Annotated in this window: 25 protein-coding genes; 23 read left to right on the top strand and 2 right to left on the bottom strand. The window is 75.4% G+C overall.

From position 1 onward, the window contains the following. Window positions 1–117: 117 nt before the first annotated feature. The 10 genes from AAFF41_RS51190 (at window position 118) to AAFF41_RS51145 (ending at window position 10,136) form a co-directional block, all read left to right on the top strand. Window positions 118–942, top strand: coding sequence for a phosphopantetheine-binding protein (locus tag AAFF41_RS51190; RefSeq protein WP_343326558.1), 825 nt, complete (start codon window positions 118–120; stop codon window positions 940–942). Between the two features lie 35 nt (window positions 943–977). Next, window positions 978–2,660 carry a beta-ketoacyl [acyl carrier protein] synthase domain-containing protein gene (locus AAFF41_RS51185; protein ID WP_343326557.1) on the top strand — a complete coding sequence of 561 codons (1,683 nt, stop codon included), beginning with the start codon at window positions 978–980 and terminating at the stop codon, window positions 2,658–2,660. After that, window positions 2,657–3,154 (top strand): KS-MAT linker domain-containing protein, encoded by a 498-nt coding sequence (locus AAFF41_RS51180; protein WP_343326556.1) that lies wholly within the window; start codon window positions 2,657–2,659, stop codon window positions 3,152–3,154. The genes AAFF41_RS51185 and AAFF41_RS51180 overlap by 4 nt, the downstream gene beginning before the upstream one ends. Beyond that, the gene (locus tag AAFF41_RS51175) at window positions 3,151–4,044 is read left to right on the top strand and encodes a 4'-phosphopantetheinyl transferase family protein (protein WP_319754620.1); all 894 of its coding nucleotides are present in this window, start codon (window positions 3,151–3,153) and stop codon (window positions 4,042–4,044) included. Before AAFF41_RS51180 ends, AAFF41_RS51175 begins: the two co-directional genes overlap by 4 nt. A gap of 291 nt (window positions 4,045–4,335) precedes the next feature. Next, the gene (locus AAFF41_RS51170; protein WP_319754621.1) at window positions 4,336–4,731 is read left to right on the top strand and encodes a hypothetical protein; all 396 of its coding nucleotides are present in this window, start codon (window positions 4,336–4,338) and stop codon (window positions 4,729–4,731) included. 69 nt (window positions 4,732–4,800) lie between these two features. Continuing rightward, window positions 4,801–6,816, top strand: a complete 2,016-nt coding sequence (locus AAFF41_RS51165) for an AMP-binding protein (RefSeq protein ID WP_343326555.1) — start codon at window positions 4,801–4,803, stop codon at window positions 6,814–6,816. A 233-nt stretch (window positions 6,817–7,049) separates the two neighbouring features. Then, on the top strand, window positions 7,050–7,820 hold the full coding sequence (locus tag AAFF41_RS51160; protein ID WP_343326554.1) for a response regulator transcription factor: 771 nt from the start codon (window positions 7,050–7,052) through the stop codon (window positions 7,818–7,820). 646 nt (window positions 7,821–8,466) lie between these two features. Next, window positions 8,467–9,399, top strand: coding sequence for a helix-turn-helix domain-containing protein (locus AAFF41_RS51155; protein WP_248282314.1), 933 nt, complete (start codon window positions 8,467–8,469; stop codon window positions 9,397–9,399). A gap of 89 nt (window positions 9,400–9,488) precedes the next feature. Continuing rightward, window positions 9,489–9,692, top strand: a complete 204-nt coding sequence (locus tag AAFF41_RS51150) for a hypothetical protein (protein WP_343326553.1) — start codon at window positions 9,489–9,491, stop codon at window positions 9,690–9,692. Between the two features lie 315 nt (window positions 9,693–10,007). Then, on the top strand, window positions 10,008–10,136 hold the full coding sequence (locus AAFF41_RS51145) for a hypothetical protein (protein ID WP_257040037.1): 129 nt from the start codon (window positions 10,008–10,010) through the stop codon (window positions 10,134–10,136). A 105-nt stretch (window positions 10,137–10,241) separates the two neighbouring features. On the opposite strand, the gene AAFF41_RS51140 is transcribed toward AAFF41_RS51145, so the two are convergent. Continuing rightward, a complete protein-coding gene (locus AAFF41_RS51140; RefSeq protein WP_319754624.1) occupies window positions 10,242–10,715 on the bottom strand; it encodes a DUF1772 domain-containing protein in 474 nt (157 codons plus the stop codon). 232 nt (window positions 10,716–10,947) lie between these two features. Here AAFF41_RS51140 and AAFF41_RS51135 point away from each other — a divergent pair, with 232 nt between their 5' ends. Next, entirely contained in the window at window positions 10,948–12,171 is a 1,224-nt protein-coding gene (locus AAFF41_RS51135; RefSeq protein ID WP_319754625.1) for an FAD-dependent monooxygenase, read from the top strand. Window positions 12,172–12,660: 489 nt separating this feature from the next. Here the strand turns inward: AAFF41_RS51135 and AAFF41_RS51130 are convergent, their stop codons facing one another. Continuing rightward, window positions 12,661–13,257 (bottom strand): TetR/AcrR family transcriptional regulator, encoded by a 597-nt coding sequence (locus tag AAFF41_RS51130; RefSeq protein ID WP_179436231.1) that lies wholly within the window; start codon window positions 13,255–13,257, stop codon window positions 12,661–12,663. Between the two features lie 272 nt (window positions 13,258–13,529). On the opposite strand from AAFF41_RS51130, the gene fabD reads away from it, so the two are divergent. From fabD to AAFF41_RS51070, 12 genes are all read left to right on the top strand, one after another. Beyond that, entirely contained in the window at window positions 13,530–14,498 is a 969-nt protein-coding gene (fabD, locus tag AAFF41_RS51125) for an ACP S-malonyltransferase (RefSeq protein ID WP_319754252.1), read from the top strand. Between the two features lie 188 nt (window positions 14,499–14,686). Beyond that, window positions 14,687–15,109 (top strand): acyl carrier protein, encoded by a 423-nt coding sequence (locus tag AAFF41_RS51120; RefSeq protein WP_225900738.1) that lies wholly within the window; start codon window positions 14,687–14,689, stop codon window positions 15,107–15,109. 129 nt (window positions 15,110–15,238) lie between these two features. Then, window positions 15,239–16,006 (top strand): SDR family NAD(P)-dependent oxidoreductase, encoded by a 768-nt coding sequence (locus AAFF41_RS51115; RefSeq protein WP_054229243.1) that lies wholly within the window; start codon window positions 15,239–15,241, stop codon window positions 16,004–16,006. 33 nt (window positions 16,007–16,039) lie between these two features. After that, window positions 16,040–16,492 (top strand): hotdog family protein, encoded by a 453-nt coding sequence (locus AAFF41_RS51110; protein ID WP_075032274.1) that lies wholly within the window; start codon window positions 16,040–16,042, stop codon window positions 16,490–16,492. Then, window positions 16,489–17,766, top strand: a complete 1,278-nt coding sequence (locus AAFF41_RS51105; RefSeq protein WP_054229241.1) for a beta-ketoacyl-[acyl-carrier-protein] synthase family protein — start codon at window positions 16,489–16,491, stop codon at window positions 17,764–17,766. The genes AAFF41_RS51110 and AAFF41_RS51105 overlap by 4 nt, the downstream gene beginning before the upstream one ends. Beyond that, on the top strand, window positions 17,763–18,335 hold the full coding sequence (locus tag AAFF41_RS51100) for a 3-hydroxyacyl-ACP dehydratase FabZ family protein (protein WP_343326552.1): 573 nt from the start codon (window positions 17,763–17,765) through the stop codon (window positions 18,333–18,335). Before AAFF41_RS51105 ends, AAFF41_RS51100 begins: the two co-directional genes overlap by 4 nt. After that, window positions 18,332–19,621 (top strand): beta-ketoacyl-[acyl-carrier-protein] synthase family protein, encoded by a 1,290-nt coding sequence (locus AAFF41_RS51095; RefSeq protein WP_343326551.1) that lies wholly within the window; start codon window positions 18,332–18,334, stop codon window positions 19,619–19,621. The genes AAFF41_RS51100 and AAFF41_RS51095 overlap by 4 nt, the downstream gene beginning before the upstream one ends. 44 nt (window positions 19,622–19,665) lie before the next feature. Beyond that, window positions 19,666–22,035 carry a beta-ketoacyl-[acyl-carrier-protein] synthase family protein gene (locus tag AAFF41_RS51090; protein ID WP_319754255.1) on the top strand — a complete coding sequence of 790 codons (2,370 nt, stop codon included), beginning with the start codon at window positions 19,666–19,668 and terminating at the stop codon, window positions 22,033–22,035. A 2-nt stretch (window positions 22,036–22,037) separates the two neighbouring features. Beyond that, on the top strand, window positions 22,038–23,171 hold the full coding sequence (locus AAFF41_RS51085) for a 3-oxoacyl-ACP synthase III family protein (protein ID WP_143651781.1): 1,134 nt from the start codon (window positions 22,038–22,040) through the stop codon (window positions 23,169–23,171). A 72-nt stretch (window positions 23,172–23,243) separates the two neighbouring features. Next, complete coding sequence (locus AAFF41_RS51080) at window positions 23,244–24,110, top strand: ester cyclase (protein WP_319754257.1); 867 nt, start codon at window positions 23,244–23,246, stop codon at window positions 24,108–24,110. 126 nt (window positions 24,111–24,236) lie between these two features. Further along, window positions 24,237–25,229, top strand: a complete 993-nt coding sequence (locus AAFF41_RS51075; protein ID WP_054229522.1) for an aldo/keto reductase — start codon at window positions 24,237–24,239, stop codon at window positions 25,227–25,229. A 50-nt stretch (window positions 25,230–25,279) separates the two neighbouring features. Continuing rightward, the gene (locus AAFF41_RS51070; RefSeq protein WP_319754258.1) at window positions 25,280–26,461 is read left to right on the top strand and encodes an FAD-dependent oxidoreductase; all 1,182 of its coding nucleotides are present in this window, start codon (window positions 25,280–25,282) and stop codon (window positions 26,459–26,461) included. Window positions 26,462–26,471 lie beyond the last annotated feature (10 nt).

Genomic DNA, 26,471 nt, shown 5'->3' with positions numbered 1-26,471 from the left:
TTCCCGGGAGCCAGGCACTGCCGGCGGGATCACCACGGCCGGGGATGTGGAGGGGTGCCGGCGGCGCCCACAATGCCACAACGGCCACCCGGGATACGACCCTTGGAGACGCCCACCATGACATCCGTCCCTCAGCCGCCCGCGGCCTCGCCGACGCCCGTGGCCGATGTGCTCGCCGAGCTCACCGCGGTGCTGGCGGGCATGATGCGTATCGAGCCGCAGACGCTCGACGCGCAGGAGCCCTTCCGGCTGCTGGGCCTGGACTCGATGCTGTCGGTCGAGTTCGTCGCGGCGCTCAACGCCCGCTACGGCACCCGGATCGCGGCCACCGCACTGTATGAGCACCCGACGCCCCAGGCGCTGGCCCGGCACGTCGCGGCCGAACTCGGCACCCCCCGCCCCGCCAACCCCACCCCCACACCCACGGACACGGACACGGAGGCAGACGTGGATGCGGCCGAGGCCGTGGTCGTGGGTGCGGATGTGGCTGATGCGGCGGTGGAGGCGGTCACGGACACGCTGCGGGAGCAGCTCGCCGGGATCCTGCACTGCGGGCCGGGGGAGATCGACGTGAGCGCGCCGTTCGCGGCGCTGGGGCTGGACTCGATCCTGGCCGCGGAGTTCCTGGCCGGCATCAACCGCACCTACGGCCTCAGCGAGCAGGCCGACCTGCTCTACGACCAGCCCGACCTCGGGGCCATGGCGGCGTACGTCAGCGCGCGGGCGGCGCACCGCACGCACCGCACGCCCGCGCCGGGCCGCCTTGGCGCGGCTTTTGCCGTCCCGGCCGGGCAGCCGGGGCCGTCCCCGGCGGGCCCGGCGCCGGGCGGCGCCCCCGTCGCGCCGGCGGGGGTCGATCTGGACGCGCTGCTCGACGCGGTACGCGACGAGGTGCTCAGCATCGACGAGGCGGCCGCCCTGCTGGCGGCCCGCTCCGCCTGACGGACCGTCCGAGACAAGACGAAGGGCGCGCGGTGATGGACACCCGGGAGATCCTGACGCGGTTCAAGGGCGGCACCCTGCGGCGTGAGCACGCCGTGGCCCTGCTGGCCGGCACTTCGCCGGTGGTGGCCCCGCCGGTCGTGGCCCTGCCCGTGGCGGCCCTGCCGGCGACGGCGGACCGTGAGCCGCTGCCCGCCCCCGCCCCCGCCCCCGCCCCCGCCCCCGCCCCCGCCCCCGGCCCCGCCCCCGGCCCCGCCCCCGGTGCCGGTGCCGGCGACGGTGCCGGGCCGGGGGCCGGTGCGGGCATGCCGTGTGCGGTCGTGGGGATCCAGGGCCGTTTCCCGCAGGCGGGGGATCTGGAGGCGTTCTGGCGCAACGGGCTGCAGGGGCGGATCGCCGAGGCCGCGCTCCCGGGCGGACGGCGGTCGGCATGCGCGGGCTGGCGGGGGCATTTCCTGGACGGTGTGGAGGAGTTCGACCCGGACCTGTTCGGGCTCGGTGCCCGGGAGGCGGCGGGGCTGGACCTGCGGGAGCGGCTGCTGGCACAGAGCGCGTGGCAGACGCTGGAGAGCGCCGGATACGCCGGAGCGCGCCTGGAGCGGCTCACCGCCTCCGACGGCACGGCGCGCAGCGTGGGGGTGTATGCCGCTCTCGGCCCGGCCGGCGGTGCGCTGCCGGGCACCGGGCACCGGCACACCGCCCCTCCGGCTTCCCGGCCCGGGCCGGCCGCGCGGCTGTCGCGGCTGCTCGATCTGCGCGGGCCCAGCCTGAGCGTGGACAGCGGTGACTCCTCCTTCCTGACCGCGCTGCACCTCGCGCTCGGTGCGCTGCGCGCGGGCGAGTGCGCCGCGGCGCTGGTCGGCGCGGTCGAGCTGCGCCTGCATCCGGCGTGCCAGCGGCCCGGCGCCGGTGAGGGGGTGGCGGCCGTGCTCCTCAAGCCGCTGGCCGCGGCCCGTGCCGACGGTGACCGCGTGCACGCGGTGATCCGCTCCAGCGCGGTCGGCCACCCGGGCCGCGCCGCCCCCGGCCCGCAGTACGCCCGGCTGGTCGCCCGGGCGCTGGCCGCGGCCGGCCTGCGGCCCTCGGGCACGGGCCCGCAGCCTCCGGACGCCGGCGCGCAGTCGGAGGCGCCGGACGCCGGCCTGGAGGCTGTGGGGGTCGCTGTGGAGGAGAGTTCCCGGACGGTGGCGGCGCTGGTGGGTGATGCCGGGGCGGTGACCGGGGCGGCGGCCCTGGTCCGCGCCGTGGGGCAGCTGCGCCATGCCGTGCTGCTGGCCGGCCCGGACCGCCCCGCGCCCGCCGCCTGGGAGCCGGCCCGCCGCGACGACGGCACCGTGCTGCCCCGCAGGGCGCTGGTCAGCGTGTCCGGACCCGCAGCCCCCGCAGCCCCCGCAGTCCCCGCAGGCCCCACGGACGCCGTAGACGCCGCAGGCCCCGCAGACGCAGTGGACGCGGCAGACACTGCGGACGGCACGGACGGCACGGACGGCACGGACGGCACGGACGGCACGGACGGCACGGACGGCACGGACGGCACGGACGGCACGGACGGCACGGACGGCACGGACGGCACGGACGGCACGGACGGTGTGGAGGGTGTGGAGGGTGTGGGTGTGGTGCTGGTCGTGGAGGAGGCGCCCGCCGTCCCCGCGCCCCGGCCCGCACGGGCCCGCCGCCGGGCACGCGTCCCGCGGAACTGGTGCTGCTGTCCGCCGTGACGCCCGCGCACCTGGCGGCCACCGCCGGCCGGCTCGCGGCCCGCCTGTCCGACGACGGCGGCGGCGGCGGCCGGGACGGCGGCCCGGCGGGCCCGGATCTCGCCGCGCTCGCGCACGAACTGCGCCTGGGGCGGGCGGTGTTGCGCTGCCGTCTGGCGGTGACCGTCCGCACGGTCGCCGAACTGGCCGACGCGCTGGCCGGCTTCGCCGCGCACCCCGCCCCGGGCACGGGCCCGGCGGGTGTGCGCAGCGCCGATCTGCGCACCGCCGCGGGCCCGCCGCTGATCGAGGGACTCGAGGAGACCCGCGCCTACGTGGCCGCCCTGTGGCAGGGCGGCCGCCTGGAGCAGCTGACACGGCTGTGGCTGGCCGGGGTCGACGTCTGCGCCGTCCTGCCCGCGCATCCCGGCCCGGCCGCCGTCGAGCTGCCCGCCACCGTGCTGCGGCCCCGCCCGCTGGAGCTGGGCCCCGGCACGGACGGAGCACCGCAGTGACCACCCGCCCCGCACCCCCGGCCACCCCCGCCCCCGCCCTCATCCCCGCCCCCGAGCCCGGGGCCGCCCCCGCTTCTGGTGCGGGGGGCGGGGAGCCGGTCAAGCTGTGGCTGTGTCCCAACGACGGCCTGCCGCCGGAGGTCGCCGGCCTGCTCGCCACGCACTGGCTGGACGCGCGGGAGCAGAAGACCGCGAGCCGCTTCCTGTTCGAACGCGACCGGCGCCAGTACCTCCTGGCCCACACCCTGGTGCGGCGCGCGCTGGCGCTGGAGGCGGGCCTGGCCGAGGCGGAGCTGGTCATCTGGCGTTCCGCGCGGGGACGGCCCTTCTTGCGGCCCGCCGCCGCGGGAGGGCCGCGCGGCGGGTCCCAGCTGGACTTCAACCTCTCCCACGCGGGCGGCTACAGCCTGCTGGGCATCGTGCGCCGGCACCGTATCGGCGTGGACGTGGAACGGCTGGAGGACCGGGACGAGCGGGCCATCACCACCATCGTGCGCACCTTCGCCGCCCCGGAGCGGGAATGGGTCGCACAGGCCGGTCGCGGGCCGGCCCGCGACCGGCGCGCGCTGCGCGTGTGGACCCTCAAGGAGGCCTACTCCAAGGCCCGGGGCCTGGGTCTCGGGCTGCCCTTCGACGCGTTCGCCTTCACGCTGGACGACGAACGCGGCGTACGGGCCTTCACCCCGCCGGCCGACGACACGGCCCGCCCGTGGCGGTTCGTCGAACTGGAGCCGGTGCCCGACGTGCTGGTGGCCGTCGCCGTCCCCGCCGACGAGGCCCAGGACCCGGTCCTGCACCTCGGCTACGGCTTCCCCTGGAGCCGCGCGGCACTGCGCAGCTTCCCGCTGCCCCGCCCGGTGGGCGGACATCCCTCAGCGCTCCCCGCATAAGACAAGAAGGCGGAGGAGTGGGAGAAGTAACGGTCGAAGGCCACGGCGTACGAGCTGCGGAAGACCCCTGCCGGTGCTGTAGCCAGCCGCGGGACGGACGTTTTCCTGCGGGAACGGAGCAAGTCAGGGCTGACGGAGATGATTTGTCGATCTTGTCATGTTGGCCGTCATCGTCTGTCAAGTCCCGAGAAGCAGCGGCATGACGCGGTTCACCGGCGAGGGCTTACTTGAGGCATGGGTTCACACAGACCAGGTGGCCCGCCTCTTTCCTTCCGATCAAGGAGAATCGCCATGACCCGCATATCCCGCACCCAGCGTCTCGTCCTGCTGACCGCCACGACCGCCCTGGTCTCAGGAGGAGGCCTCCTGTCCTCCAGCGCCTTCGCCGCTCCGGCGACGCCGCACTCCGCTCCGGCCATCACGGCCACGTCTCACAGTGATCGTGGTGACGGTGACTGGCACAACCAAAGTGATCGTGGCGACGGTGACTGGCAGAACCACAAGGACAAGAAGCGTGGTGGCAAGACGGTCAAGGTGACCAAGAAGGAAACCATCAAAGAGGTGGAAGTCCGCCCGGATGGGACCCGCATCTTCAGGCAGACCACGAAGGAGACCACGAAGGAGACAAAGAAGGGCTTCCACAAGTCCGACAACGAGCTCCACGGTCCGGTCAACGGCCGTCAGTAACGGCCGGTTGCCGCAGCCGGCAACGGCTGAATCCGGGCCGCCGGTCACAGACCGTCGGCCCGGAGCGCTGTGTGCCGGGCAAACAGGAACCCGCTGGCCCCCGGATCCGCCGACCTCCTCACCTACGCCCAGGACTGGCACTGGACCGGCCCGCGCAAGTCCGTCCCGGAAGCCGTCCGGGTGCTGCGCCCCGGCGGCGCACCCGCCCTCTGGTGGAACGACTCGGACAGCACGGTCCCCTGGACAGCCGGCCGGGACGCCCACCTGCGCCGCCTCTTCGGTGCCGGCACCGAAGAGCCCGACCCGATGGCCCGGGTTCGGGGCCTGCCGGCGTCGCGCCCGTCTCCAGCGGGTTTCGAAGGGGTCTCGAGCCCGGCCGCCGACCGTGGGGCATCCGGACATCCGCTGTCTTTGCTGTCTCCGCCGGGAGGTCGTGCCGTGCCCATCCTCAGGTATCTGGAGAGCCCGCTGGACGACCTGCTGCGGCGGGCCGCGGCCCGTGACGCAAACGCCCCGGCCGTCACCGTGGCAGGGGCAGGGGCAGGGGCAGGGGCATGGGTGTCGTTCGCGGCCCTGGACCGGGAGGCGGACCGTGTCGCCCACTACGTGCGGCGCGCCGCGGGCCGGGCCGGCGCGGTCGTCGCCGCGGCCGCCACCCTCGATGCGGTCTTCCCCGCCGTGTACTACGGCACCGTCCGCAGCGGCCACCCGCTCGCCCTGCTCGACCCGCTGATGGGGCCGGCCGCCCTGTACGAGGTGTGCTCGGCGGCCGGGGCCGAGATCGCCTTCGTACCCGCCGCGCTGGCCGGGCTGCTCGCCGGGCTCGGCGACCGGCTGCCCCTGCTGCACACCGTCGTCCTCACGGACACCCCGGCGGACACCCCGGCGGACGCGGCAGCAGACACGCCGGCGGGTGCGGGCCGGGGTGTGCCGCTGGCGCGGGCGCTGGCGTCGGTGCCCGCCGGCGTGCCCGCGCGGACACCGGCGCCGGGCGTGGACGCGGTGGCGTGCCTGCAGTTCGCCCCGGACGGTGCGGGACGGCTGAACGGGGTGCGGCTGACGCACCGCAACCTCCTCGCGGGCGCCGCCCAGACCGCCCTCGCCCACCGCCTGGGCCCCTCCTCCGTCGTCCTCAACCACCTGCCGCAGTACCACGCCGTGCACCTCAACTCGGCCGTGCACGCCGGGGCCCGGCAGGTGCTGTGCCCCGGCCCGGATCCCTTCGGGGCGCTGGAAGCAGCCGCGCGGGCCGGGGCCACCCACTTCTACGCCCCGCCCGCCCGGCTGCACCGCCTCGCCGGCGACCCCCGGCTGGGCGCGGCCGGTGCCCGGACGGGCGCCCGCCGGCTGAGCGCCCTGCACGTCAGCGGCGGCGCGCTGGAACCCGACCGCGCCCGCCGGCTGCGCGACGCGCTGCGCGTGCCGGTCCTGCAGGGCTACGGCCTCACCGAGGTGTGCACCCTCTCCCACCACCAGCCGCCCGGCTCGCGGCCCGGTCTGGGCGCGGTCGGGGTGCCGCTGCCGGGCACCGAGTGCCGGGTCGTCCTGCCGGGCGGCACGCGGCCCGCGCCGGTGTGGTCGACCGGCGAAGTGCAGATCCGCGGGCCCCAGCTGAGCCCCACCGCCCCGGCCGGCCCGGCCGGGGCGGTGCCGGACGCGGACGGCTGGCTGTCCACCGGCGATACGGGCTATCTCGACGCGGACGGGGGACTGCACCTGGTCGACGCGTCCGGGTCGGTGTTCGCCTGCGACGACGCCCTGGTCGCCCCGGCCGTGGTGGAACGGGTCATCGGCCAGGACCCGCGGGTGGCCGACTGCATCGTCGCGGACTGGCCCGACCCGGCACGCGGCGCCCTGGTCTGGGCCGGCGTGGTCCTGCGCGAGAGGCCCCCCGGCGACGGCCGCGGCCTGCTCGACATCCTCGACTCGGTCGCCGAACAGGCCAACGCCCGGCTCGGCCCCGGCGAGCAGATCCGCCGCCTGGAGGCCCTCGACGCCGTCCCCCGCCGGCCGGGCGGCCGGCCCGCCCGCCGTGAACTGCGCCGCCGGCTGCACGCCCTGGCCGCCGTGGAGGCCGCCGCCTGACACCCCCGGGGGCGCAGAGCCAGAGGGAGTAGCGGACGGATCGTGGCCCGCTGGAGCGCACCGGACACGGCCGCGCCCGCCGCCTACGGTGAGCAGGGCGGGACAGGCATCCCAGGACCCGGCAGGACAACCCAGGACCCGGCTGAACACCCAAGGACCCGGCTGAACATCCACGGACCGGCGGGACGTCCAGGGACCGGCGGGACATCCCGGGAGACAGGGAGGAGACCGCCATGGACGAGCGGCACGCCACGCTCCGCGTGCTCCCCGCACCGGCCCCCGCCTCCGGCGAGGCGGCCGGCCCGGCCCCGGCCCCGGCCGCCCGTCCGGGCGCGCCGGCCGCCGTGCGCGTGCATGTGATCGGTGAGGACCCGCTCGCCCGCCGCGGCATCACCGCCCTCCTCGAGGGCCACCCCGGCATCCGCGTCACCGGCGAGAGCGAACCGGGACCGCCGCTGCTGCGCGCGCTGGCCGCCCGGCCCCCGCACGTCCTGGTCGCCCACGGCGCGCCGGGCGGCGGACAGCTTGCCGCGCCGGCCTTCGGCGGCGGGGACCTGCCGCTGCTGACCCTCGGCGGCCCGGGCCGCACCGACACCGCAGGCCGGGCGGCCGGCGGCCATCTGCCGGCCACCGCCACCGCCGGACAGCTGGCCTCCGCGGTCGTCCTGGCCGCCGCCGGATACACCCTGGTGCACGGCCCCACCCCGCCCCCGCCCGGACGCCGGCCGCCCGCCGGGCCCCCGGCGCCCATCTCGCCCGTCAGCCCCGACCGGCTCACCGACCGCGAGTGCCAGGTCCTGGACCTGCTGGCCCGCGGCCTGTCCAACGGCGAGATAGCCCGGGCGCTGACCCTGTCCGAGCACACCGTGAAAACCCACGTGCAGAACCTGCTGCACAAGCTGCGGCTGCGCAACCGCGTCCACGCCGCGATCTACGCCTTCGAATCCGGCCTGCGCGCCCCGGCCGCCCCCCTGCGCCCGGCAGCCGACGCCCCCTCCGGCTGACCGCCCGCCCACCGCAGCAGCGCCGGCCTCCCGCGCGCGCCTCCGGCCATGCCGCGCCGCCGTCCTGATCCGCCGCACCCGCACCCGTCCCGCACCTGGCACCGGGCCCCGGGGGGCGGGGTGAGGGGGCCCCGCCCCGCCCGGCGGCGTGGGTACGCGCACGGGGGCAATAGGGGTGCGCAGGAGTACGGGCAGCGGGGGTCACGGGGTCTACGGGAGTTACGGGCCGGGCGGGGCGCACCGTTTGGGCCAGCCGATGTCCTCGTCGGACGGTGCGTCCGGCGCGGGCGGGGCGGGGCGGCCGGTGTCCGCTGCCGGGGAGGGGCCGCTGCCGTGTCCCGCGGTGGCCGTCCACGCCGCCCGGGGTGGTGCGCACACCGATGGCCTCATCGTCGACTCCCGGGCGTTGACCTGCACAAGGACTCCGCGTCCGGCCGGGTGCGCCGGCCGGGTCCTGCCGAGCGTGCCCCGCCGCGCTGGAGGAACGCTGGAGGAGTCCACGAGAGGCGCGTGAGAGGCGCGTGAGAGCGGCACGAGATTCCCGGCGGGGGCCTGGCAAAGGTTTGCCCGCGTGTTGCCCGGCGCCCTACGCTCGGGGCGGCTCCCGGTGAAACTTTCTTGCCCGCTCACCCCAGGGGATTCGGTCATGCTGCGACAGCCCGCGTTCGGACACCGCCTGAAGAAGCTCCGGACGGCCCAGGGGCTGTCGCAGACGGCGCTGGCCGGCGAGGGCATGTCCACCGGCTATCTCTCCCGCCTGGAATCGGGGGCGCGCCAGCCCACCGACCGGGCCGTGGGCTATCTGGCGGGCCGGCTGGGCCTGGACGTCGCCGACTTCGAGGAGCCGGTCACCGGTTCCCTGGCGCACGCGCTGACGCTGGCGTCCTCCACCGGTTCCGCGGACGCCATCGGGGCGCTGCGCGCGGCGCTGGCCGCCGAGGGCCACGAGAGCGCGGTGCTGCGCTGGCAGGCGCTGTGGCTGCTGGCCCGGGCCGCCCGGCTGCAGGGCGACCACGCCGCCGAACGCGCGGACCTCGACCGGCTGGTGGCGCTCGGCGACGAGGTGGGATCGGCCGAGCTGCGGGTGCGCGGCCTGACCCGGCTGGCCCGCTGCCTGCGCTCGCTCGGTGAGATCACCCCCGCCCTGGACGCGGCCGTCGCCGCCCACCGGCTCGCCCTGGGCGAGGACCTGGGCGTGGAGGACCGGGCCGCCGCGCTGCTGGCGCTGGTGTCGGTGCAGGCGGAGGCCGGGCAGGTGCCGGAGGCGCGGGTGCACGCCGACGAACTGGCCGCGCTGGTCGCCGGCCGCACCGACGCGCTGTGGGCCGAGGCCATGTGGACGGCCGCCGCCGTCCGGGTGCGCCAGGGCGACCACACCGGGGCGCAGGCCTTCCTGGATGCGGCCCTGGAGCGTTTCAGCAGCCAGGAGGACCTGGTGCTGTGGCTCAGGCTGCGGCTGGCCGCGGGCCGGCTGCACCTGCAGACCCTGCCCCCGACCCCGCGCGGGCCGAGGCCTGCGCCGCCCAGGCCGAGGCCGCCCTCGCCTTCGTCGGCACGCCCGCCCTGCGCCAGGACCTGACCGCGCTGAAGGCCGATCTGGCGTTCGCCACCGGCCGCTACGACGATGCCCGCGCCCTGCTGGGCGACCTGGCCGGGGACGAGCCGAGGATGACCTACCGCGACCGGGTGCGGCTGGAGATCCTGCGCCAGCAGCTGCTGATCCTGGGCGGCGACGCCTCCGGCGTGGAGGGGCTGCGCACCCTGGCGCAGCAGGCCCAGGCGGACGCCAACATCGACCTCGCGGCGGAGATCTGGCGGACCCTCGCGGACGCCCTCGCCCAGTCCCGGCCCGCCCCGGCCGAACCGGCGTGAGCGCCGCCCGCGCCCGGCCGGACCACTGCGGGAGGAAAGGGACGGAAAAAAGGGGAAGGCAAGGAGAAGGGGGCGGGGAAGGGAAGGGCGGGGGGAGACAGGGGAGGGGGAGCGGGGGAATTCGGGCGGGGCGGGCGGCGTACTGATTCCCGCCGGCCGCGGGGGAGCGCGGTGCGGAATGCGTATTTCCTTCACCGGATTTCTCGAGGGCGCCTCGCATTCCGGTGGACGCGGCGCAATGCGCCTTGACGCGCGGTGCGGACCTTCGTGAATCTCAGTACGGCATTGGCCGCTCACGCCCGAAGGGACACCACCGTGGTCAGCAAGAAGAAGAATCCCGCAGGAAACGAGCCGGAGCTCAGCCCCGCATTCGGCAGTGAGATCACCGACGGCCCGGACGAGGACACCGAGATGTCCGTCCTGGGCAGCATCGCCCTGCAGTAGGGGCCGCCGCGGACGGGAGGCGGGAGGCGGGGGTGGGGAAGGGAGACCCGCGGGTCTCCCTTCCCCACCCCCGCCCGTCCTTCGCGGCGGCCGCCTCCCGCGGTGTCAGGACGCCACGAGTGCCACGCACATCGCGCCCAGCGCCACCGCCTGCAGCACGACCCGGGCGTTGATGACGCTGTCCCAGGTGCGCTGCAGGCCCCGCGCGTTCGGCGCGGTGCGGCAGTCGAGCGCCGCGTCGGTCAGCTCCTTGTTCACCGGCGCGCTCACCTTGTTGTAGACGGCCAGCCACACCACCAGGGCCGCCGCCGCGACGGCGGCCGCGGCGGCCGCCGTCACGCGGCTGCCGAACCCGGCCGCGACGGCCGTGGCCACCGTGGCGAGCAGGCCGAAGACGCCTGGGACGGGCATCCGGCGGTCCCCGAAACGGTGGATCTGCCCCATGGTGCTGGTCAGCACCGCGTCGTCGACGTGCGCGAGGGCCGGCCGCTGGACGATCGCGGAGAAGACGTCGGTGCCGTAGACCACCGCGTTGGCCATCGTGGCCACCACGGCCAGGGTCTGTACGAGGGTTTCCATCACAACCACCCTTGTCCGTCTGCCGGTTGCCACATGGCCTGCCGCCACGTGGATTTATCAATGCTAGATGTACTGCCGACACTATCAAGTTCAGCGCTTCGAATGCTAGCGTTGACAACTCCAGTGGTCCGCAGGGGATTCCGCAAGGACGAGGGAGCACCCCGGGCCGCAGCGGAGTGCCGTCCCCTCCCCGCGGGGACATCCGCCCGGACAGCCACGAGGAGACAGACCCATGGCCCTTGGACGTGCCCGTCGCGTACTCATTGCTGGCGGAGGGATCGGCGGCCTGGCCGCGGCCCTCGCGCTCCAGCGCGCCGGTCTTGAGCCCGTCGTCTTCGAACGGGCCGAGGCACTGCGCGACGGCGGCGCGGGCCTGCACATCTGGACCAACGGCGTGCTCGCGCTGGACTGCCTGGGCGTGGCCGGACAGGTCCTGCGCACGGCCCCGGCCCAGCAGGTCGCGCACTTCAGCACCCACCGCGGCGAGGTGCTGGGCGCCTGGCCGGTCGGCGACTTCGTCGAGCGCTACGGCGCACCCACCATCGCCGTCGAGCGCTCCGTCCTGCACGGCGTGCTGCGCGAGGCCCTGCACGGCTCCCCGGTGCGCACCGGGGCCCACGTGACCGGCTTCGAGCAGGACGAGGACGGGGTCACCGTACGGTTCGCGGACGGCGGCAGCGAACGGGGCGACCTGCTGATCGGCGCCGACGGCATCCACGGCACGGTCCGCGACGCCCTCTTCGGCCCCGCCCGCAACCGCTACAGCGGCTACATCGCCTGGCGCGGCCGTTCCCCCCTGCAGCACCCGGACATCCCGCCGGGCACCTTCAACGCGATGTTCGGGCCCGGTACCCGCTTCACCTACTACGACGTCGCACCCGGCCTGGTCCACTGGATGAGCGTGGCCAACGGACCCGCGGGCGGCCGGGACGCGCCCGGCGTGCGGGAGATGCTGCTGCGCCGCCACCGCGGCTGGGGCGGCCCGGTGGCCGACATCCTCGCCGCCACCCCGCAGGAGGGCATCATCCGCGGCGACGTCGAGGGCCGCAGCCCCGAACGCCGGTGGGGCCAGGGCCGCGTCACCCTGCTCGGCGACGCCGCGCACCCCATCACCTTCAACATCGGCCAGGGCGCCTGCCAGGCCCTGGAGGACGCCCTGGTCCTCGCCGAGCACCTGGAGCACGCCGACGACCCCATCGCCGCGCTGCGCCGCTACGAGCGCGAACGCCGCGCCCGTACCGCGCCGTTGCAGCGCATCGCCTGGCGGATCGGGCGGATGGGCGCGGTGCGAAACCCGCTGCTGATCCGGGCGCGCGAGGCGTTCATGCGCAAGAACTGGAACACGAAGGCCTTCGCCGCCGCGGAGAAGGGCCAGGTCGCCTACGGCACCCGCTGGGCCCCGGCCCGCCGCCCGGCCCCCGCCCCGGCCGCCGCGCCGGCCGCCACCGTGGACTGACGGCCGCCCCCGCGGCGGCCCTGGCCCCGCCCCAGAACCCCCCGTTCCAGGCCCGGTTGCGGGCCCCGGCTCCGGCTGCCGGGCCCGTGGACCCCGGGGCCCCGCGCACGGACCAGCCCACGGCCCCCGAGCCACGGACTACGGGTCCGGGACCGGGGCCCGGTCCCGGACCGGAGATCCAGCCCCGGCTGTCCTGCCCGCGGCCCGCAGCCCCCGGCTCACGGGCCGCGGGCGGTCTGGGGACCGGGTTCCGGGTTCCGGGTTCCGGGTCCGGCGGACCGGCCCCGATTCCGGCCCCGTACCCGCCGCCCCCGTGGCCCACCAGCCACGGCTCGCGGGCCACGGGGCACGGGCACGGACCGCGGGCCCGGGTCCTCGGCCCTGGCGTCCCGGCCGCACCCCGCGGCCCCGGCCCGGATCCGGCCCCTCGGTCTTCGGCCCGGCCCAGGCCGGCGCGTACCGCCCCCGGTCCCGCCCGCCCGGCGGCCGTCAGCCGGGCGCCGGCCGCCGCTGCAGGGCGCCCGGCTGCCGCGCCCCGGCCCGCGCCGCCGGATACAGCCCGTCCCAGAGCGGGTCCCCGGGCGGAAACCCCAGGCAGACCAGGACGTTGACCAGCATCCCGTACGCCATGAACGTGGTGGTCTGGCCGGTGTCCGCGCCGAGCGGCCGGTGGACGGTGTCCCACAGCCGCCGCCACTCGGCCCGCACCGCCTCCCCGAACGCCGCGTCACCGTCCGCCTCGCCCGCCGCCACCGCGACGTACACCTGCATCTGCATCAGCAGCCGCTCCGGCTCCTTGACGATGACGCGGGTGTACGCGTTGGCCATGGCGCGCAGCGCCTCCTCGCCCGCCAGGCCCTCGGTGGCCTCGGTGAACAGCCGGGCGGTGTCGGCCAGGCAGCACCGCGCCGCCGCGAGGAAGAGCGCCCGCTTGCCCGCGAAGAGCCGGAAGAGATACGGCTGCGACACCCCCGCACGCCGGGCGATGGCCTCGGTGGACGTGCCGTCGTACCCGCCCCGCGCGAATTCGCTCACGGCCGCGCGGATGACGCTCCGGCGCCGCTCGTCTGCACTCATCCTCACCATGCCAGCACGTTAGTTGCTGATTGCCGGGCACCGTAGCGCCGGTCCAGACGCATTCAAGGAATGCGCCAGAGCCCCGTGGCAGATTCACAGAATCGAGCACCGCTCGCCGACCGCCCGATGACCTTTCTCCGGCTCTGAAAACAGCTCTCCCGGACCGCTCTCCCGGACCGCTGCGCGGACCGTTCTTCCAGGTCTTCGGACAGCTCTTCCGGCAGCTCTTCCGGCAGTTTTTCCGACGGTTCTTCCGACAACTCAGTGAGGCAGGAACGGGGATGATCGACAATCTCTTCACGATGTTTCCCGGGCAGGGCTCGCAGCGCGCGGGCATGGCCGGGCATCTGCTGCGTGAACACCCCCGCACCGCCGGACGCGTCCTGGCCCGCGCCGAGGACGCGACCGGCCTGCCGCTGACCGCGCTGTGCAGCACCGCGCCGGAGGAGGAGCTGGCCCCGACCGAGATCGCCCAGCCCGCCATCGTCGCCACCAGCCTCGCGGTCCTTGAGGTACTGCGCGACCAGGCGGGTTTCGTGCCCGCCGTGGTGGCCGGGCACAGCCTGGGGGAGTACCCCGCGCTGGTAGCCGCCGGGGTGCTGGAGGCCGAGGCGGCGCTGCGGCTGGTACGCCGCCGGGGCGAGCTGATGGCGGGGGTCTCCCGGCAGGCCGGCGGCGCGATGACGGCCGTACTGGGCCTTGCCGCCGCCCGGATCGAGGAGATCTGCGCGGACTGCGCCCCCCTGGGCGTGGTGGAGATCGCCAACTACAACGAGCCGGGCCAGACCGTGATCTCCGGGCAGCGCCCCGCGGTCGAGGAGGCCGCCCGCCGGGCGCTGGCCGCGGGCGCCGAGCGGACGGTGGCGCTGAAGGTCTCGGCACCCTTCCACTGCTCGCTGATGCGGGCGATCGAGGACGAGTTCGCCGCCGAACTGGAGCGCGTGCGCTTCAGCGCGCCCCGGCTGCCCGTGATCAGCTCGGTGACCGGCACCCTGGTGCGCGACGGCGGCCACGCCCGCGATCTGCTGCGCCGTCAGCTGGCCGGGCCGGTGCGGTGGGTGGACGTGCTGGGCGCCGCGGCCGCGCACGCCGTGGACGGCTGCCTGGAGGTCGGCCCCGGCCGGGTGCTCAGCGGCTTCGCCAACCGCACCGGCGTCCACTCCGTGGTGCGCAGCACCCACGACGCGCGCCGGATCTCCGCACTGCTGCGCGAGCTCGGGCAGGAGCCCGCCCCTGGCGCCGCCGCCTGACCCGGCGCGCGGACCGCCCCCGGCCCGCCCCCCGCCGCCCGCTCCCTCCGCCTCTCTCCCGCTCCCTCCGCCTCTTCCCTTCCCTTCCCTTCCCTTCCCTTCCTCTTCTTCTTTTTCCTCTCCCGTCCGTCCGGTGCGGGCCCCCGGGCCGGTACCGGCGGAACGACCCATCCGAAAGGCAGCCAACGGTGTCCGAAACCCTGACCCCCACCTCGACCGACTACTTCTCCGCGGTCCAGGCCGCCATCGCCGACGCCCTGGGCATCGACGAGGCCGAGGCCGTGCCCGAGGCGACCCTGCTCGGGCAGCTGGGTGCCGAGTCGATCGACCTGCTCGACATCCTCTTCCGTATCGAGCGCGCCACCAAGGTGAAGATCACCGTGGCCGACATCGCCGCCCTGCTGCAGGGCGGCATCCCCGACGAGGAGTTCGGCGACGAGAACGAGGTCGTCAACGACACCGGCCTCACCCACCTGGAGAAGGTCCTGCCGCAGTTCGACCGCAGCCAGCTCAGCGAGCCGCTGACCGCCGAGGGCGTGCTGGGCCTGTTCACCGTGCAGAACCTCACCGACCTGCTGACCGAGCGGGCCGCGGCCCAGCACGCCGCCTGAACCCCGACCCCTCCCCCGGGGGCCGGTGGCGGTGCGGGCCAACGGCGTCCCGCACCCCCGCCGCCCCTGGCGCCCGCGCGGGCTCCGGCCGGCCACCGCCCCCTCGTAGCAGAAACGGGAAGAGACAGAATGAAGCTGAAGGACCGCACCGCCCTGGTCACCGGTGCCTCACGCGGCATCGGCCGGGCCATCGCCCTGGCCCTGGCCGAGCAGGGGGCGGCCGTCGCCGTCAACTACCGCTCCCGCCAGGAGGACGCCGCCGCGGTCGTCAAGGAGATCGAGACGGCGGGCGGCCGGGCCGCGGCCGTCGGCGCCGACGTCGCCGACCCGCAGCAGGCCGCCCGCCTGGTACAGGAGGCCACCCGCCTCCTGGGCCCCCTCGACATCCTCGTCAACAACGCGGGCACCAGCGACGACGGCCTCATCTACGACGCGCCGCCGGACGCCTGGCTGAACGTCATGAAGACCAACTTCGGCGGCGCCTGGCACTGCACCCACGCCGTCCTGGAACAGTTCATGGCCCGCGGCGACGCCACCATCGTCAACATCTCCTCCGCGATGGGCGAACGCGGCTGGATCGGCCAGGCCAACTACTCGGCCTCCAAGGGCGCGTTGAACTCCTTCACCCGCTGCGCCGCCGTCGAACTCGCCCGCTTCGGCATACGGGTCAACGCGGTCCTGGCCGGGTTCACCCCGACCGAGCTCGTGGACGGCGTGCTGCAGCGCGACGGCGGCAAGAGCATCAAACGGCAGATCCCGCTGCGCCGGTTCGCCACCGCCGGTCAGGTCGCCGCGGCCGCGGTGTTCCTGGCCGGCCCCGACTCCGGCTACACCACCGGCGAACTGCTCTGCGTGGACGGCGGGTTCTCCGCCCAGCTGGGCATCGGCCGCCCGTAACGGACGCGTGAGGGAACGGGAGAAGAGACGACGATGCGATTCCATCTGATCGACCGGATCGAGACCTGCGCGCCCCGCGAGCACATCACCGCGCGCAAGGTCACCTCCGCCGAGGAGACCTACTGGCAGGACACCGGCGACGGGCCCGCGCTGCCCTTCGGGCTGGCCCTGGAGGCCCTGTGCCAGTCCGCCACCTGGCTGATCATGCTCTCCACCGACCACCGGCTGCGCGCCGCGCTGCTGGCGGTCGGCGAGGCCACCGCGCACCGCCCGGTGCGCCCCGGCGAGGTGCTGCGCATGCACGCCACCGTCGAGTCGATGACCGAGGAGGCCGCCCTGCTGGACGGCACCGTCACCGTGGACGGCGAGAACGTCCTCGAGGCGAGCGGCATCCTGTGCGCGCTCATCGACGCCGAACGCCTCGACGACCCGGCCGCCACCCGGCGCATGGCGCACCAGCTGCAGGGCGGGGGGCCGGTCGGATGACCCGAGTAGCCATCACCGGCGTCGGCGCCGTCACCCCGCTGGGCAACGACGCCGGCACCACCTGGCAGGGCCTGGCCGCCGGCCGCAGCGGCGTCGGGCCGCTGACCACCTTCGACGCGGCCGGCTTCCCGGTGCGGATCGCCGCCCAGGTCAAGGACTTCGACCCGGCCGCGGCGATCCCGGCCCGCATCGGGCGCAAACACCTCTCCCGGGTGGGCCTGTTCGGTGTCGCGGCCGCCTGGGAGGCGCTGCGCTCCGCGCGGGCCGAGGACCTGGGGGAGGAGGTGTACGACCCCGGCGAGCGCGGGGTGGCGATGGGCGCGAGCGTCGGCCGCCCCGAGCTGCAGGCCCTCCTGGACGTCGGCCACCTGCGCGCCACCACCGGCCGCGCGGACGCGTTCTTGTGCCACCCGCCGGCCGTCACCCTCACCGACGACCAGAACGTCCCGCTCAGCGCGATGGCCCGGATGATGTCCGCGACCGGGCCGATGATCGGGATCTCCACCGCCTGCTCCGGCTCCGGGCACGCCATCGGGGAGGCCTACCGCGCCATCCAGGAGGGCGACGCCCGGCTGATGGTCGCCGGCGGCTACGACTCCCTGACCACCTGGCTCGACCTGCTCGGCTTCAGCCTGCTGGGCGCGCTGACCGACCGTCACAACGACGATCCCGAGCACGCCTCGCGGCCCTTCGACGCCGACCGCTCCGGCTTCGTGATCGGCGAGGGCGCCGTCGCCGTCGTCCTCGAGGACCTCGACGCCGCCCGCGAGCGCGGCGCGCCCGTTCTGGGCGAGGTCCTCGGCTACGGCTCCACCCTCAACGCCTGGCGCATCACCGACTCCCCGCCGGACGGCTCCGGCGCCGTCCAGGCGATGGAGGCGGCGATCGGCGAATCAGGGCTGGGCACCGCCGGCATCGACTACGTCGTCGCGCACGGCACCAGCACCCACGGCAACGACCAGTCCGAGACGGTCGCCATCAAGAAGGTCTTCGCCGACGACGCCCGCCGTCTGGTGGTCAGCGCCCCCAAGTCGATGGCCGGCCACCTCACCTCCGCCAGCCTGGGCCTGGGCGTGCTGGCCGCGCTCGGCGCGATCCGCCACTCCCTGGTCCCGCCCACCGTCAACCTCGAGCGGCCCGACCGCGGCCTGGACCTCGACTACGTGCCGCACACCGCCCGCCCGATGCCGGTGGCGGCGGCCCTGATCAACGCGTTCGCGTTCGGCGGCAGCAACACCAGCCTCGTCGTCGGCGCCCCGCGGGAGGACACATGACCACCACCGTCCCCACCGCGGGACCCACCCCCACCCCCACCCCCGCCCCTGGATCCGGCACGGGACCCGCCCCCGCCCCTGGATCCGGCGCGGGCTCCACGACGGTCACGACCGGCCCCGTTGCCGGCGCGGGTTCAACGACGGTCACGACCGGTCCCGTTGCCGCCGCCGTGCCCGGCGGCGGCCCGGGCGGCTTCGACCGGCTGCTGGAGGCCGTCGTCGGCGAGCGGGCGGCGGCCGTGCGCAACGTGCCCGCCACCCTGACCTGCTTCACCGACCACTTCCCGCGCCACCCCGTCCTGCCCGGTGTGCTGCTGCTGGAGAGCATGGCCGCGCTCGCCCGTACCGCCGCGGGCCCCGGCACCTGGCGCCTGGCCGCCGTGCGCGGCGTGCGCTTCAAGCACTTCGTCGGCCCCGGCGACCAGGTCCACCTCACCGTCGAGGTGACCGCTCACGGCCCGCACCGCACCGAGTGCCGGGCCACCGCCCGGGCCGGCGGCCGGGTGGTCGCCACCGCCCGCGTCCTGGCCCTGGTCAGCGACGAGACGACCCGGGAGGGCACAGCATGAGCGAGCAGCGCCGCCGCGTGATGGTCACCGGCATCGGCCTGATGACCGCGATCGGCCAGAGCGCCGCCGAGACCTGGCACAGCCTGCTGGAGGGCCGCTGCGGCATCGGACCGCTGCGCGCCTACGACCCCGCCCCGCTGCGCACCGGCATCGGCGCCGAGATCCCCTCCTTCACCCCCGCCCAGTGGGCCTCCCGCCGCACCCTGCGCATGCTGTGCCGCGGCGACCAGCTCGCCCTGGCCGGCGCCACCCTCGCCCTGCAGGATGCGGGCCTGGACGACGGGAGCGACCTGGGCCACCGCGCGGGCCTGTTCCTGGGCAGCAACAAGGAAATGCCCCGCATGGACGAGCTCATCGCCCAGCTGCAGGCCGTGCGCGCCGACGACGGCACCCCCGACCTGCACCGGCTGGGGCAGAGCGCCTCCTCGGTGATCGCCCCGCTGTTCTTCGTCGAGGGACTGCAGCCCGCCGCCGCCTTCCACATCTCCGAGAAGTACGGCATCCGCGGCGCCAACGCCTACTTCGCCGGCACCGCCGACTCCGGCGCGATGGCCATCGGCCGGGGCATGCGCACCGTACGCCGCGGCGAGGCCGACCTCGTGCTCGCGGGCGGCTACGACGACGCCACCGGCTGGTGGGCGATGTCCAAGATGGACGGCCTGGGCGTCCTGAGCACCCGCACCGACCTGGGCACCGAGGCCTTCAGGCCCTTCGACCGCGACCGCTCCGGCTCGGTCTTCGGCGAGGGCGCCGCCCTCCTGGTCCTGGAGGAACGCGAACACGCCCTGGCCCGCGGCGCCCGCTGCTACGCCGAGATCACCGGCTTCGGCGCCGGCAACGACTGCGTCCGCCCGCCCAGCCCCCAGCCCCGCGCCCGCGGCCTGGCCCGCGCCATCGGCCGCGCCCTCACCGATGCCGAACGGCCCTTCCCCGACGGCAGCTACATCGCCGCGCACGGCTGCGCCACCCTGCAGGGCGACGCCAGCGAGACCGTCGCCCTGCACGACGCCCTCGGCACCACCGCCAAGTCCGCCCAGATCAGCAGCGTCAAACCGCAGACCGGACACCTCGTCGGCGGCGCCGGCGCACTGAACGCGGCCGTCGCCGCCCTCGCCCTGGACAGCGGCACCGTGCCCGCCACCCTCAACCTGCACCACCCCGCCGCCGAGTGCGACCTCGACTACGTCCCCCTCACCCCCCGCCACACCCGGCCCGACAGCGCCCTGGCCCTGGCCCGCGGCCTGGAGGGCCAGGCCGTCGCCGTCGCCCTGGGACGGACCTCATGAGCGACACACCCGCAACACCCGCCATATCCGAAAGGAGTGCGGCCATGACCGACGTCCACGACCGCGCCGTACGGCCGGACACCGCGGCCCGGCCCCGGACCGTGGTGGTCTGCGGTGTCGGCGCCGTGACCGCCCAGGGCGAGGGCGCCGCCGCGCTGTGGGAGGGCATCCGGGCCGGGCATTCGGCCATCGGCCCGGTCACCGGCATGCCGATGGACGGCTACGGCACGGCCATCGGCGGCGAAGTGCCTCCGCTGTCCCGGCCCGCCTACGACTACCTGGCCGCCTTCGGCGGCAGCGAGCGGGAACCGGCCGTCGACTTCGCGCTGACCGCCGCCGCCGAAGCCCTCCGGCAGGCGGGCCTCGCGGAACTGCCCGCCGAACGCTGGGGGGTGGCGTTCGGCTCCTGCAACGGCGGCCTGCGCAGCGCCGAGAAACTCGCCCGCCGCAGCCGCGAGGGCACCGCCCTGCCCGACGACGCCCTGCACTACCTCCTGGTCCCGCCGCAGGCCATCGCCGAGGCACTCAGCGCCGCCTTCGCTCTCAAGGGACCGGCCCTGTCCGTCAACACCGCCTGCGCCTCGGGCGCACACGCCATCGCGCACGCCGCCGAGGCGATCGCCGCGGGCCGCGCGGACGCGATGCTCGCCGGCGGCAGCGACGCCTTCACCGAGACCGCGTTCGCCGGCTTCACCAGCCTCCAGTCGCTGTCCGCCAAACCCGCCGCCCCCTACTCCAAGGACCGCGACGGGCTGTCCCTGGGCGAGGGCGCGGGCATGCTGGTGCTGGCCGAGGAGTCGGTGGCCCGCGCCGCGGGCGCCCCCGTCCTGGCGGAGGTCCTCGGATACGGTCTGTCCGCCGACGGCTACCACGCCACCGCCCCGCACCCCGAGGGCGAGGGCGCCGCCCGCGCCATCCGCGGCGCCCTGAAGGCCGCCGGCATCACCCCGGGGGACGTCGGCTACATCAACGGCCACGGCACGGGAACCCCCAAGAACGACTCCGCCGAGTCCAACGCGGTGCGCGCCGCGTTCGGCGAGGCCGCCCAGAAGACCGCCCTGAGCAGCTCCAAGTCGATGATCGGCCACCTGCTGGGCGCGGCCGGCGCGGTCGAGGCCATCGTCACCGTCAAGGCCCTGGTCGAACAGATCGCCCCGCCGACCGCCAACTTCACCGGCACCGACCCCAAGTGCGGCCTGGACGCGGTCCCCGACACCGGCCGCGAACTGGCCATGAACGCCGCCCTGTCCAACAACTTCGCCTTCGCCGGCGCGAATGCCTGCGTCGCCTTCGGCTGGCCCTCCGGACGGCGCTTCACCGTCCCCGCCCCGCCCGCCGCCGAGAAGGTCGTCATCACCGGGGGCGCCGCCCTCACCCCCGCCGGCGCAGGACTTGAGGCGCTGTGGGAGGCCTGGCGGCAGGGGCGGCGGCTGGGCGCCGACGAGGACGGCCTGCGCGTGGCCCGCGCCGTCTTCGACCCCGCCGCCCACATCGGCGCCCGCGACCGGCGCCGCATGGACCGCCTCTCCCAGCTCGCCGTCGCCTCCTGCCGCGCCGCCCTCGCCCACGCCGGCCTCAGGGCCGACGAGCACACCGGGGTCGTCCTGGGCACCGGACTGGGCCCGATGCGCAGCATCGAGGACTTCCTGCTGCCGGTGCTGGGCGGCTGCCCCGCCCACGGCAGCCCCGCCGTCTTCCCCAACACCGTCTTCAACGCCGCCGCCGGCCAGGTCGCCATGCACGTCGGCGCCAAGGGCCCCACCTCCACCGTCACCACCGGCCACGCCGCCGGCGCCTCCGCCCTGACCGTCGCCCACGACCTGCTGCTGCAGCACCGCGCCGAGGCGGTGCTGTGCCCGGCGGTCGAGGACCTCTCCCCGGGCGTGCTGGCCGCCTACCGCGGACTGCCGCTGTTCGACGACGCCGGCTACACCCTGGCCGAGGCCGGCATCGCCCTCGTCCTGGAACGCGAATCCAGCGCCCGCGCCCGCGGCGCCCGCATCCTGGCCGAGTTCGCCGGCCACGGCGCCGCCGGCGACGCGGCCGGCATCGGCCGCTGGAACGCCCAGGGCGAGGGCGTCGAGCGCGCCATGCACGCCGCCCTCGCCCACGCCGGCCTCACCCCCGGCGAGCTGACCGGCATCTGGGCCAACGCCGCCGGCCTCACCCGCGCGGACGCCCCCGAGGCCCTCGCCACCGGCCGGCTGGCCGCCGAGGCCCGCTGCCCGGTGCACACCCCCAAACAGACCCTGGGCGAACCGGTCGGCGCGGGCGCCCACATGGCCGCCCTCCTCGCCCTCACCGCCTGGACCACCCCGGCAAGCGGGGTGGCGGCGGGACCGGTGCTCATCAACAGCTCCTCGCTCGGCGGCACCCACATCAGCCTCGTCCTGCGTCCCGCAACGGAGAACTGACCATGCCCCACACCCCGGCCGCCCCGCCCGCCGAACCCCGCGCACGCCATGTCTCGGTCCTGGCCACCGGCGCCCACCTGCCGGGCGAGGCCCTCGACAACGACGCCCTGGCCCGCTTCTGCGGCCCGCTGCCCGCCGACGTCCTGGACGGCATCCAGGTCAAGCGCCGGCACTGGATGGTCGACCCGGCCACCGGCGCCCACACCACCAGCACCTCGCAGATGGCCACCGCCGCCGCCCGCCAGGCCCTCGAGCGGGCCGGCGTCCAGGCCGGCGAGATCGACCTGATCGTCCTGTCCACCGCCAGCCCCGACTACCTCCTGCCCGTGGCCGCCACCTACGTCCAGCAGCAGCTCGGCCTGGAGGACTGCGCGGTCATCGAGGTCCGCGCCGGCTGCGTGGGCGCCGTCCAGGCCCACGACATCGCCCGCCGCCTGCTCGCCGACGGCACCTACACCACCGCCCTGGTCATCGGCGCCGAGGCCGTCTCCCCGCTGCTGGCCCCCGTCTTCCTGGGCCGCGACCCCGAACGCGTACGCATGCGCGACCGGCTGACCGTCTACACCTTCGGCGACGGCGCCGGCGCCCTGGTGCTGCGCGCCGGCGAGGAGGGCTCCGCCCACGGCCGCCCGCGCCCCGTCTTCGCCACCCGCTCCCTGGGCGGCGCCCGCAAACCCGGCATGCTCATCGTCGGCGGCGGCACCGACGCCCCCCTCGCCGAACAGCAGCGCCGCCCCCGCCTGATGGACATCCGCCTCGACATCCCCGGCACCGCCCAGTTCGGCCCCCGCGTCTTCGTCGAGGGCATCCACGACCTGCTCACCCGCTCCCGCCTGGCCCTGGCCGACCTCGACGCGTGCGTGCTGCCCGAGGGCAACGCCGAGTACTTCGCCAGCGAGTACGCCGCCGCCGGGCTGTCGCCCGCCGACCAGGCCACCCTGAGCAAAACCATCGTGGAGAACCTCACCGACGTCGGCGCCACCGGCTCCGCCGCCGTCCCCCTCGCCCTCGACGCCGGCTGGCGCGAGGGCCGCATCCGCCCCGGCGACACGGTCCTGCTGCTGGCCATCGAGGCCAGCCGCTACCTGTACGCGGGCCTCACCCTCACCTGGGACGCCCCCTTCCCCGGCCACTGACCGCCCCGCGCCCCCGACCCCGCCCCTGCGCCCCCGCACCCGCGGGACGCCGAGACCGAAGGACGAGAGAACGTGTCGATACAAGAGACGGAGCGCACCGCCCGCAGCGTGGAGGAACGCAACAAGAAGACCATCCGCCGGGTCTTCGACGCCTTCGTCAACCAGGGCGACTTCTCCGTCGTCGACGAGATCTACAGCCCCCACATGATCGACCACCAGCCGCTGCCCGGCGCCCCCGAAGGCCTCGAAGGCGTCCGCTACACCATCGCCGGCCTGCGCGAGGGCTTCCCCGACCTGCACGTGACCATCGAGGACATGAGCGCCCACGGCGACCACGTCGTCATCCACAACACCTGGCGCGGCACCCACCTCGGCGACTTCCTCGGCGCGCCGCCCACCGGACAGGCCATCGAGTTCACCGGCGTCGTGGTGTGGCGGCTGCTGGCCGACGGCCTGATCGCCGAACGCTGGGGCATCGGCGTGGAGTCCAACATGCTGGCCGTGCTCGGCCTGCGCCGGCTCGCCCCCGCCGCCCGCAACGGCGCCCGCGCCGCGGCCCGCCGCACCGTCACGAGCGCCGGCGCCCTGCTGCCGCTGCCGCCCGGCGCCGCCGGCGCCTGGCACGCCCTTGAGGCCGAGCTCGCCGGAGAGCGGCTGCGCGCCTACGAGGCCTCCCGGCGCCGCGCGGGCATCCTCCAGGAGTCCTTCGCCCTCCAGCCCCTGGGCGGCCAGGACGTGCTGGTCCACCGGATCGAGGCCCGCGACCCGCAGGGCGCCGCCCGCCGGCTGGCGGCCTCCGCCGACCCCTTCGACTCCTGGCTGCGCCAGGAAGCGGCCGCGGTGCTGGGCACCGACCCGTGGACCCACCTCGCCGCCAACGCCGCCCCGGCGGGCCACACCTGGATGTCCGTCACCAGCGAACTGACCACCGCCGGCTGACTGCCGTCCGAGCACCGGGGGACCGGCACCCCACCACTTCTCTAGCAAAGACACCGACACTGTCACTGCTAGACGCTCACTGCTGGACGACAACCGCCCCGTGCACGGCTCAGGAAGGAACCGATGATGCGGCAACGAAAACTCGGCAGCCAGGGGCTGGAGGTCTCCGAGCAGGGACTCGGCTGCATGGGCATGACCTTCGCCTACGGGCCCGCCGACGACCGGGAAGCCCTGCGCACCGCGCACCGCGCCCTGGAACTGGGCGTGAACCTCCTGGACACCGCGGACTTCTACGGCCCGCACAGCAACGAGGAGTTCGTCGCCCGCGTCATCGCCGGCCGCCGCGACAGCATCACCGTCTCCTCCAAGGTCGGCAACGAAGTCACCGCCGACGGCACCATCACCGGCCGCCTCAACGGCCGCCCCGACTACATCCGCACCTCCATCGACGCCACCCTGCGCCGGCTGGGCACCGACCGCCTCGACCTGTACTACCTGCACCGCGTCGACCCCGCCGTCCCCGTCGAGGAATCCACCGGCGCACTCGCCGACCTCGTCACCGCCGGCAAGGTCCGCCACCTCGGCATCTGCGAGGCGTCCGCCGCCACCATCCGCCGCGCCCACGCCGTGCACCCGCTCACCGCCGTACAGACCGAGTACTCCCTGTCCACCCGCGACGTCGAGGCCAACGGCGTCCTTGCGGCCGTCCGCGAACTGGGCATCGGCTTCGTCGGCTACAGCCCGCTGGGCCGCGGCCTGCTCACCGGAGCCATCCGCAGCCTCGACGCCCTCGCCGCACACGACTTCCGCCGCGTCGTGCCCCGCTTCCAGCAGGGCAACCTCGAGACGAACCTCCACATCGTGGAGCGGCTGCAGGCACTGGCCGCCGCCAAGAAGATCACCGCCGGACAGCTCGCGCTGGCCTGGGTGCTCGCCCAGGGCGACGACATCGTCGCCATCCCCGGCACCAAACGCGTCACCTACCTGGAAGAGAACCTCGCCGCCTGCGCCGTCGAACTGAGCGCGGCCGACCTCGCCGCCCTCGACGAGATCGCCCCCCACGGCTCCACGGCGGGCGACCGCTACCCCGTCGGTGCCATGGCCACCCTCGACGGCTGACCCCCGACCCCGGCCCGCGGGCCCTCGAAGGCGAAGTGAGTGCGATAACCATGGCGAACATCACGATCATCGGCGGCGGACTGGCCGGCCTGACCGCGGCGATCTCCGCCGCCGAACAGGGCGCCCGCGTCACCGTCCACGAGGCCCACTCCCACACCGGCGGCCGCGCCCGCTCGGCCGCCGGCCCCTACGTCACCAACGACGGGCCGCACACCTTCTTCGACAACGGCGACGCCTGGCACTGGCTGCTGCAGCGCGGACTGGCCGGCCGCTACGTGCGGCTGTCCTTCCACGAGTGGACCCGGATGCGCTTCCGCCACCAGGGCCGGCTGCGGATGACCCTGCCGTCCGGCTACATGAAGATGACCTGGCGCCACCGCGGCATCGAGGTCCCCATCGACCGCTCCTTCCAGGACTGGGCCAGCGAACGCTTCGCCCAGCAGACCGTGAACGAGGCCCTCGGCTTCCTCGGCCCGATCCTCTTCGACGGCGACCCCGGACGGCTGTCGGCGGCCTTCGTGTGGGAGCGGCTGCTGCGCGTGGGCACCCCCCGCTTCCCGCTGCCCAGCCGCTACTTCATCGGCGGCTGGGGCGCGCTGATCGCCCGCATGGAACGCGTCGCCCGCGCCCGCGGCGTGGTCATCGAGACCAACTCACGGCTGAGCGAACTGCCCACCGGCGGACCGGTGATCGTGGCGACCTCGCTGGCCTCCGCACGCAGCCTGCTCCGCGACCCCGCCCTTGAATGGCCCAGCGGCACCGCCGCCCTGCTGGACATGGCCGTCACCCACTCCAAGAAGGACGGCAACGTCTCCTTCGACATGGACGAGGGCGGCTTCACCTCCCAGTACTCCGACCACGACCCCTCCCTCGCCCCCAAGGGCCAGGCCCTCTTCCAGGGACAGATGCCACTACGGCCCGGCGAGTCGAAGGCCGACGCCCTGGCCCGGCTGGAGAAACTCTTCGACCTGACCACCCCCGGCTGGCGCACCCGCATCCTGTGGCGCCGCGAAGGCGTCTCCCGCGGCCGCACCGGCGCCCTGGACCTGCCCGGCCTCAGCTGGCGGGACCGGCCCGCCATCGACCGCGGGGACGGCGTGTACCTGGCCGGCGACAGCGTCGCCGCCCCCGGCATCCTCGCCGAGACCTCCATCAACAGCGCCCTGCGGGCCGCCCGACTCGCCGTGCACGCCCGCCCGGCGGCACACCGCTCCGCGGCGCTCGGGCGTTGAGTCCCCCTCC

It is taken from the genome of Streptomyces mirabilis (assembly GCF_039503195.1).
Taxonomy (GTDB): Bacteria; Actinomycetota; Actinomycetes; order Streptomycetales; family Streptomycetaceae; genus Streptomyces; species Streptomyces mirabilis_D.
Note: the sequence above shows the minus strand (reverse complement) of the source record. Positions and strands in the feature narration are given on the sequence as shown.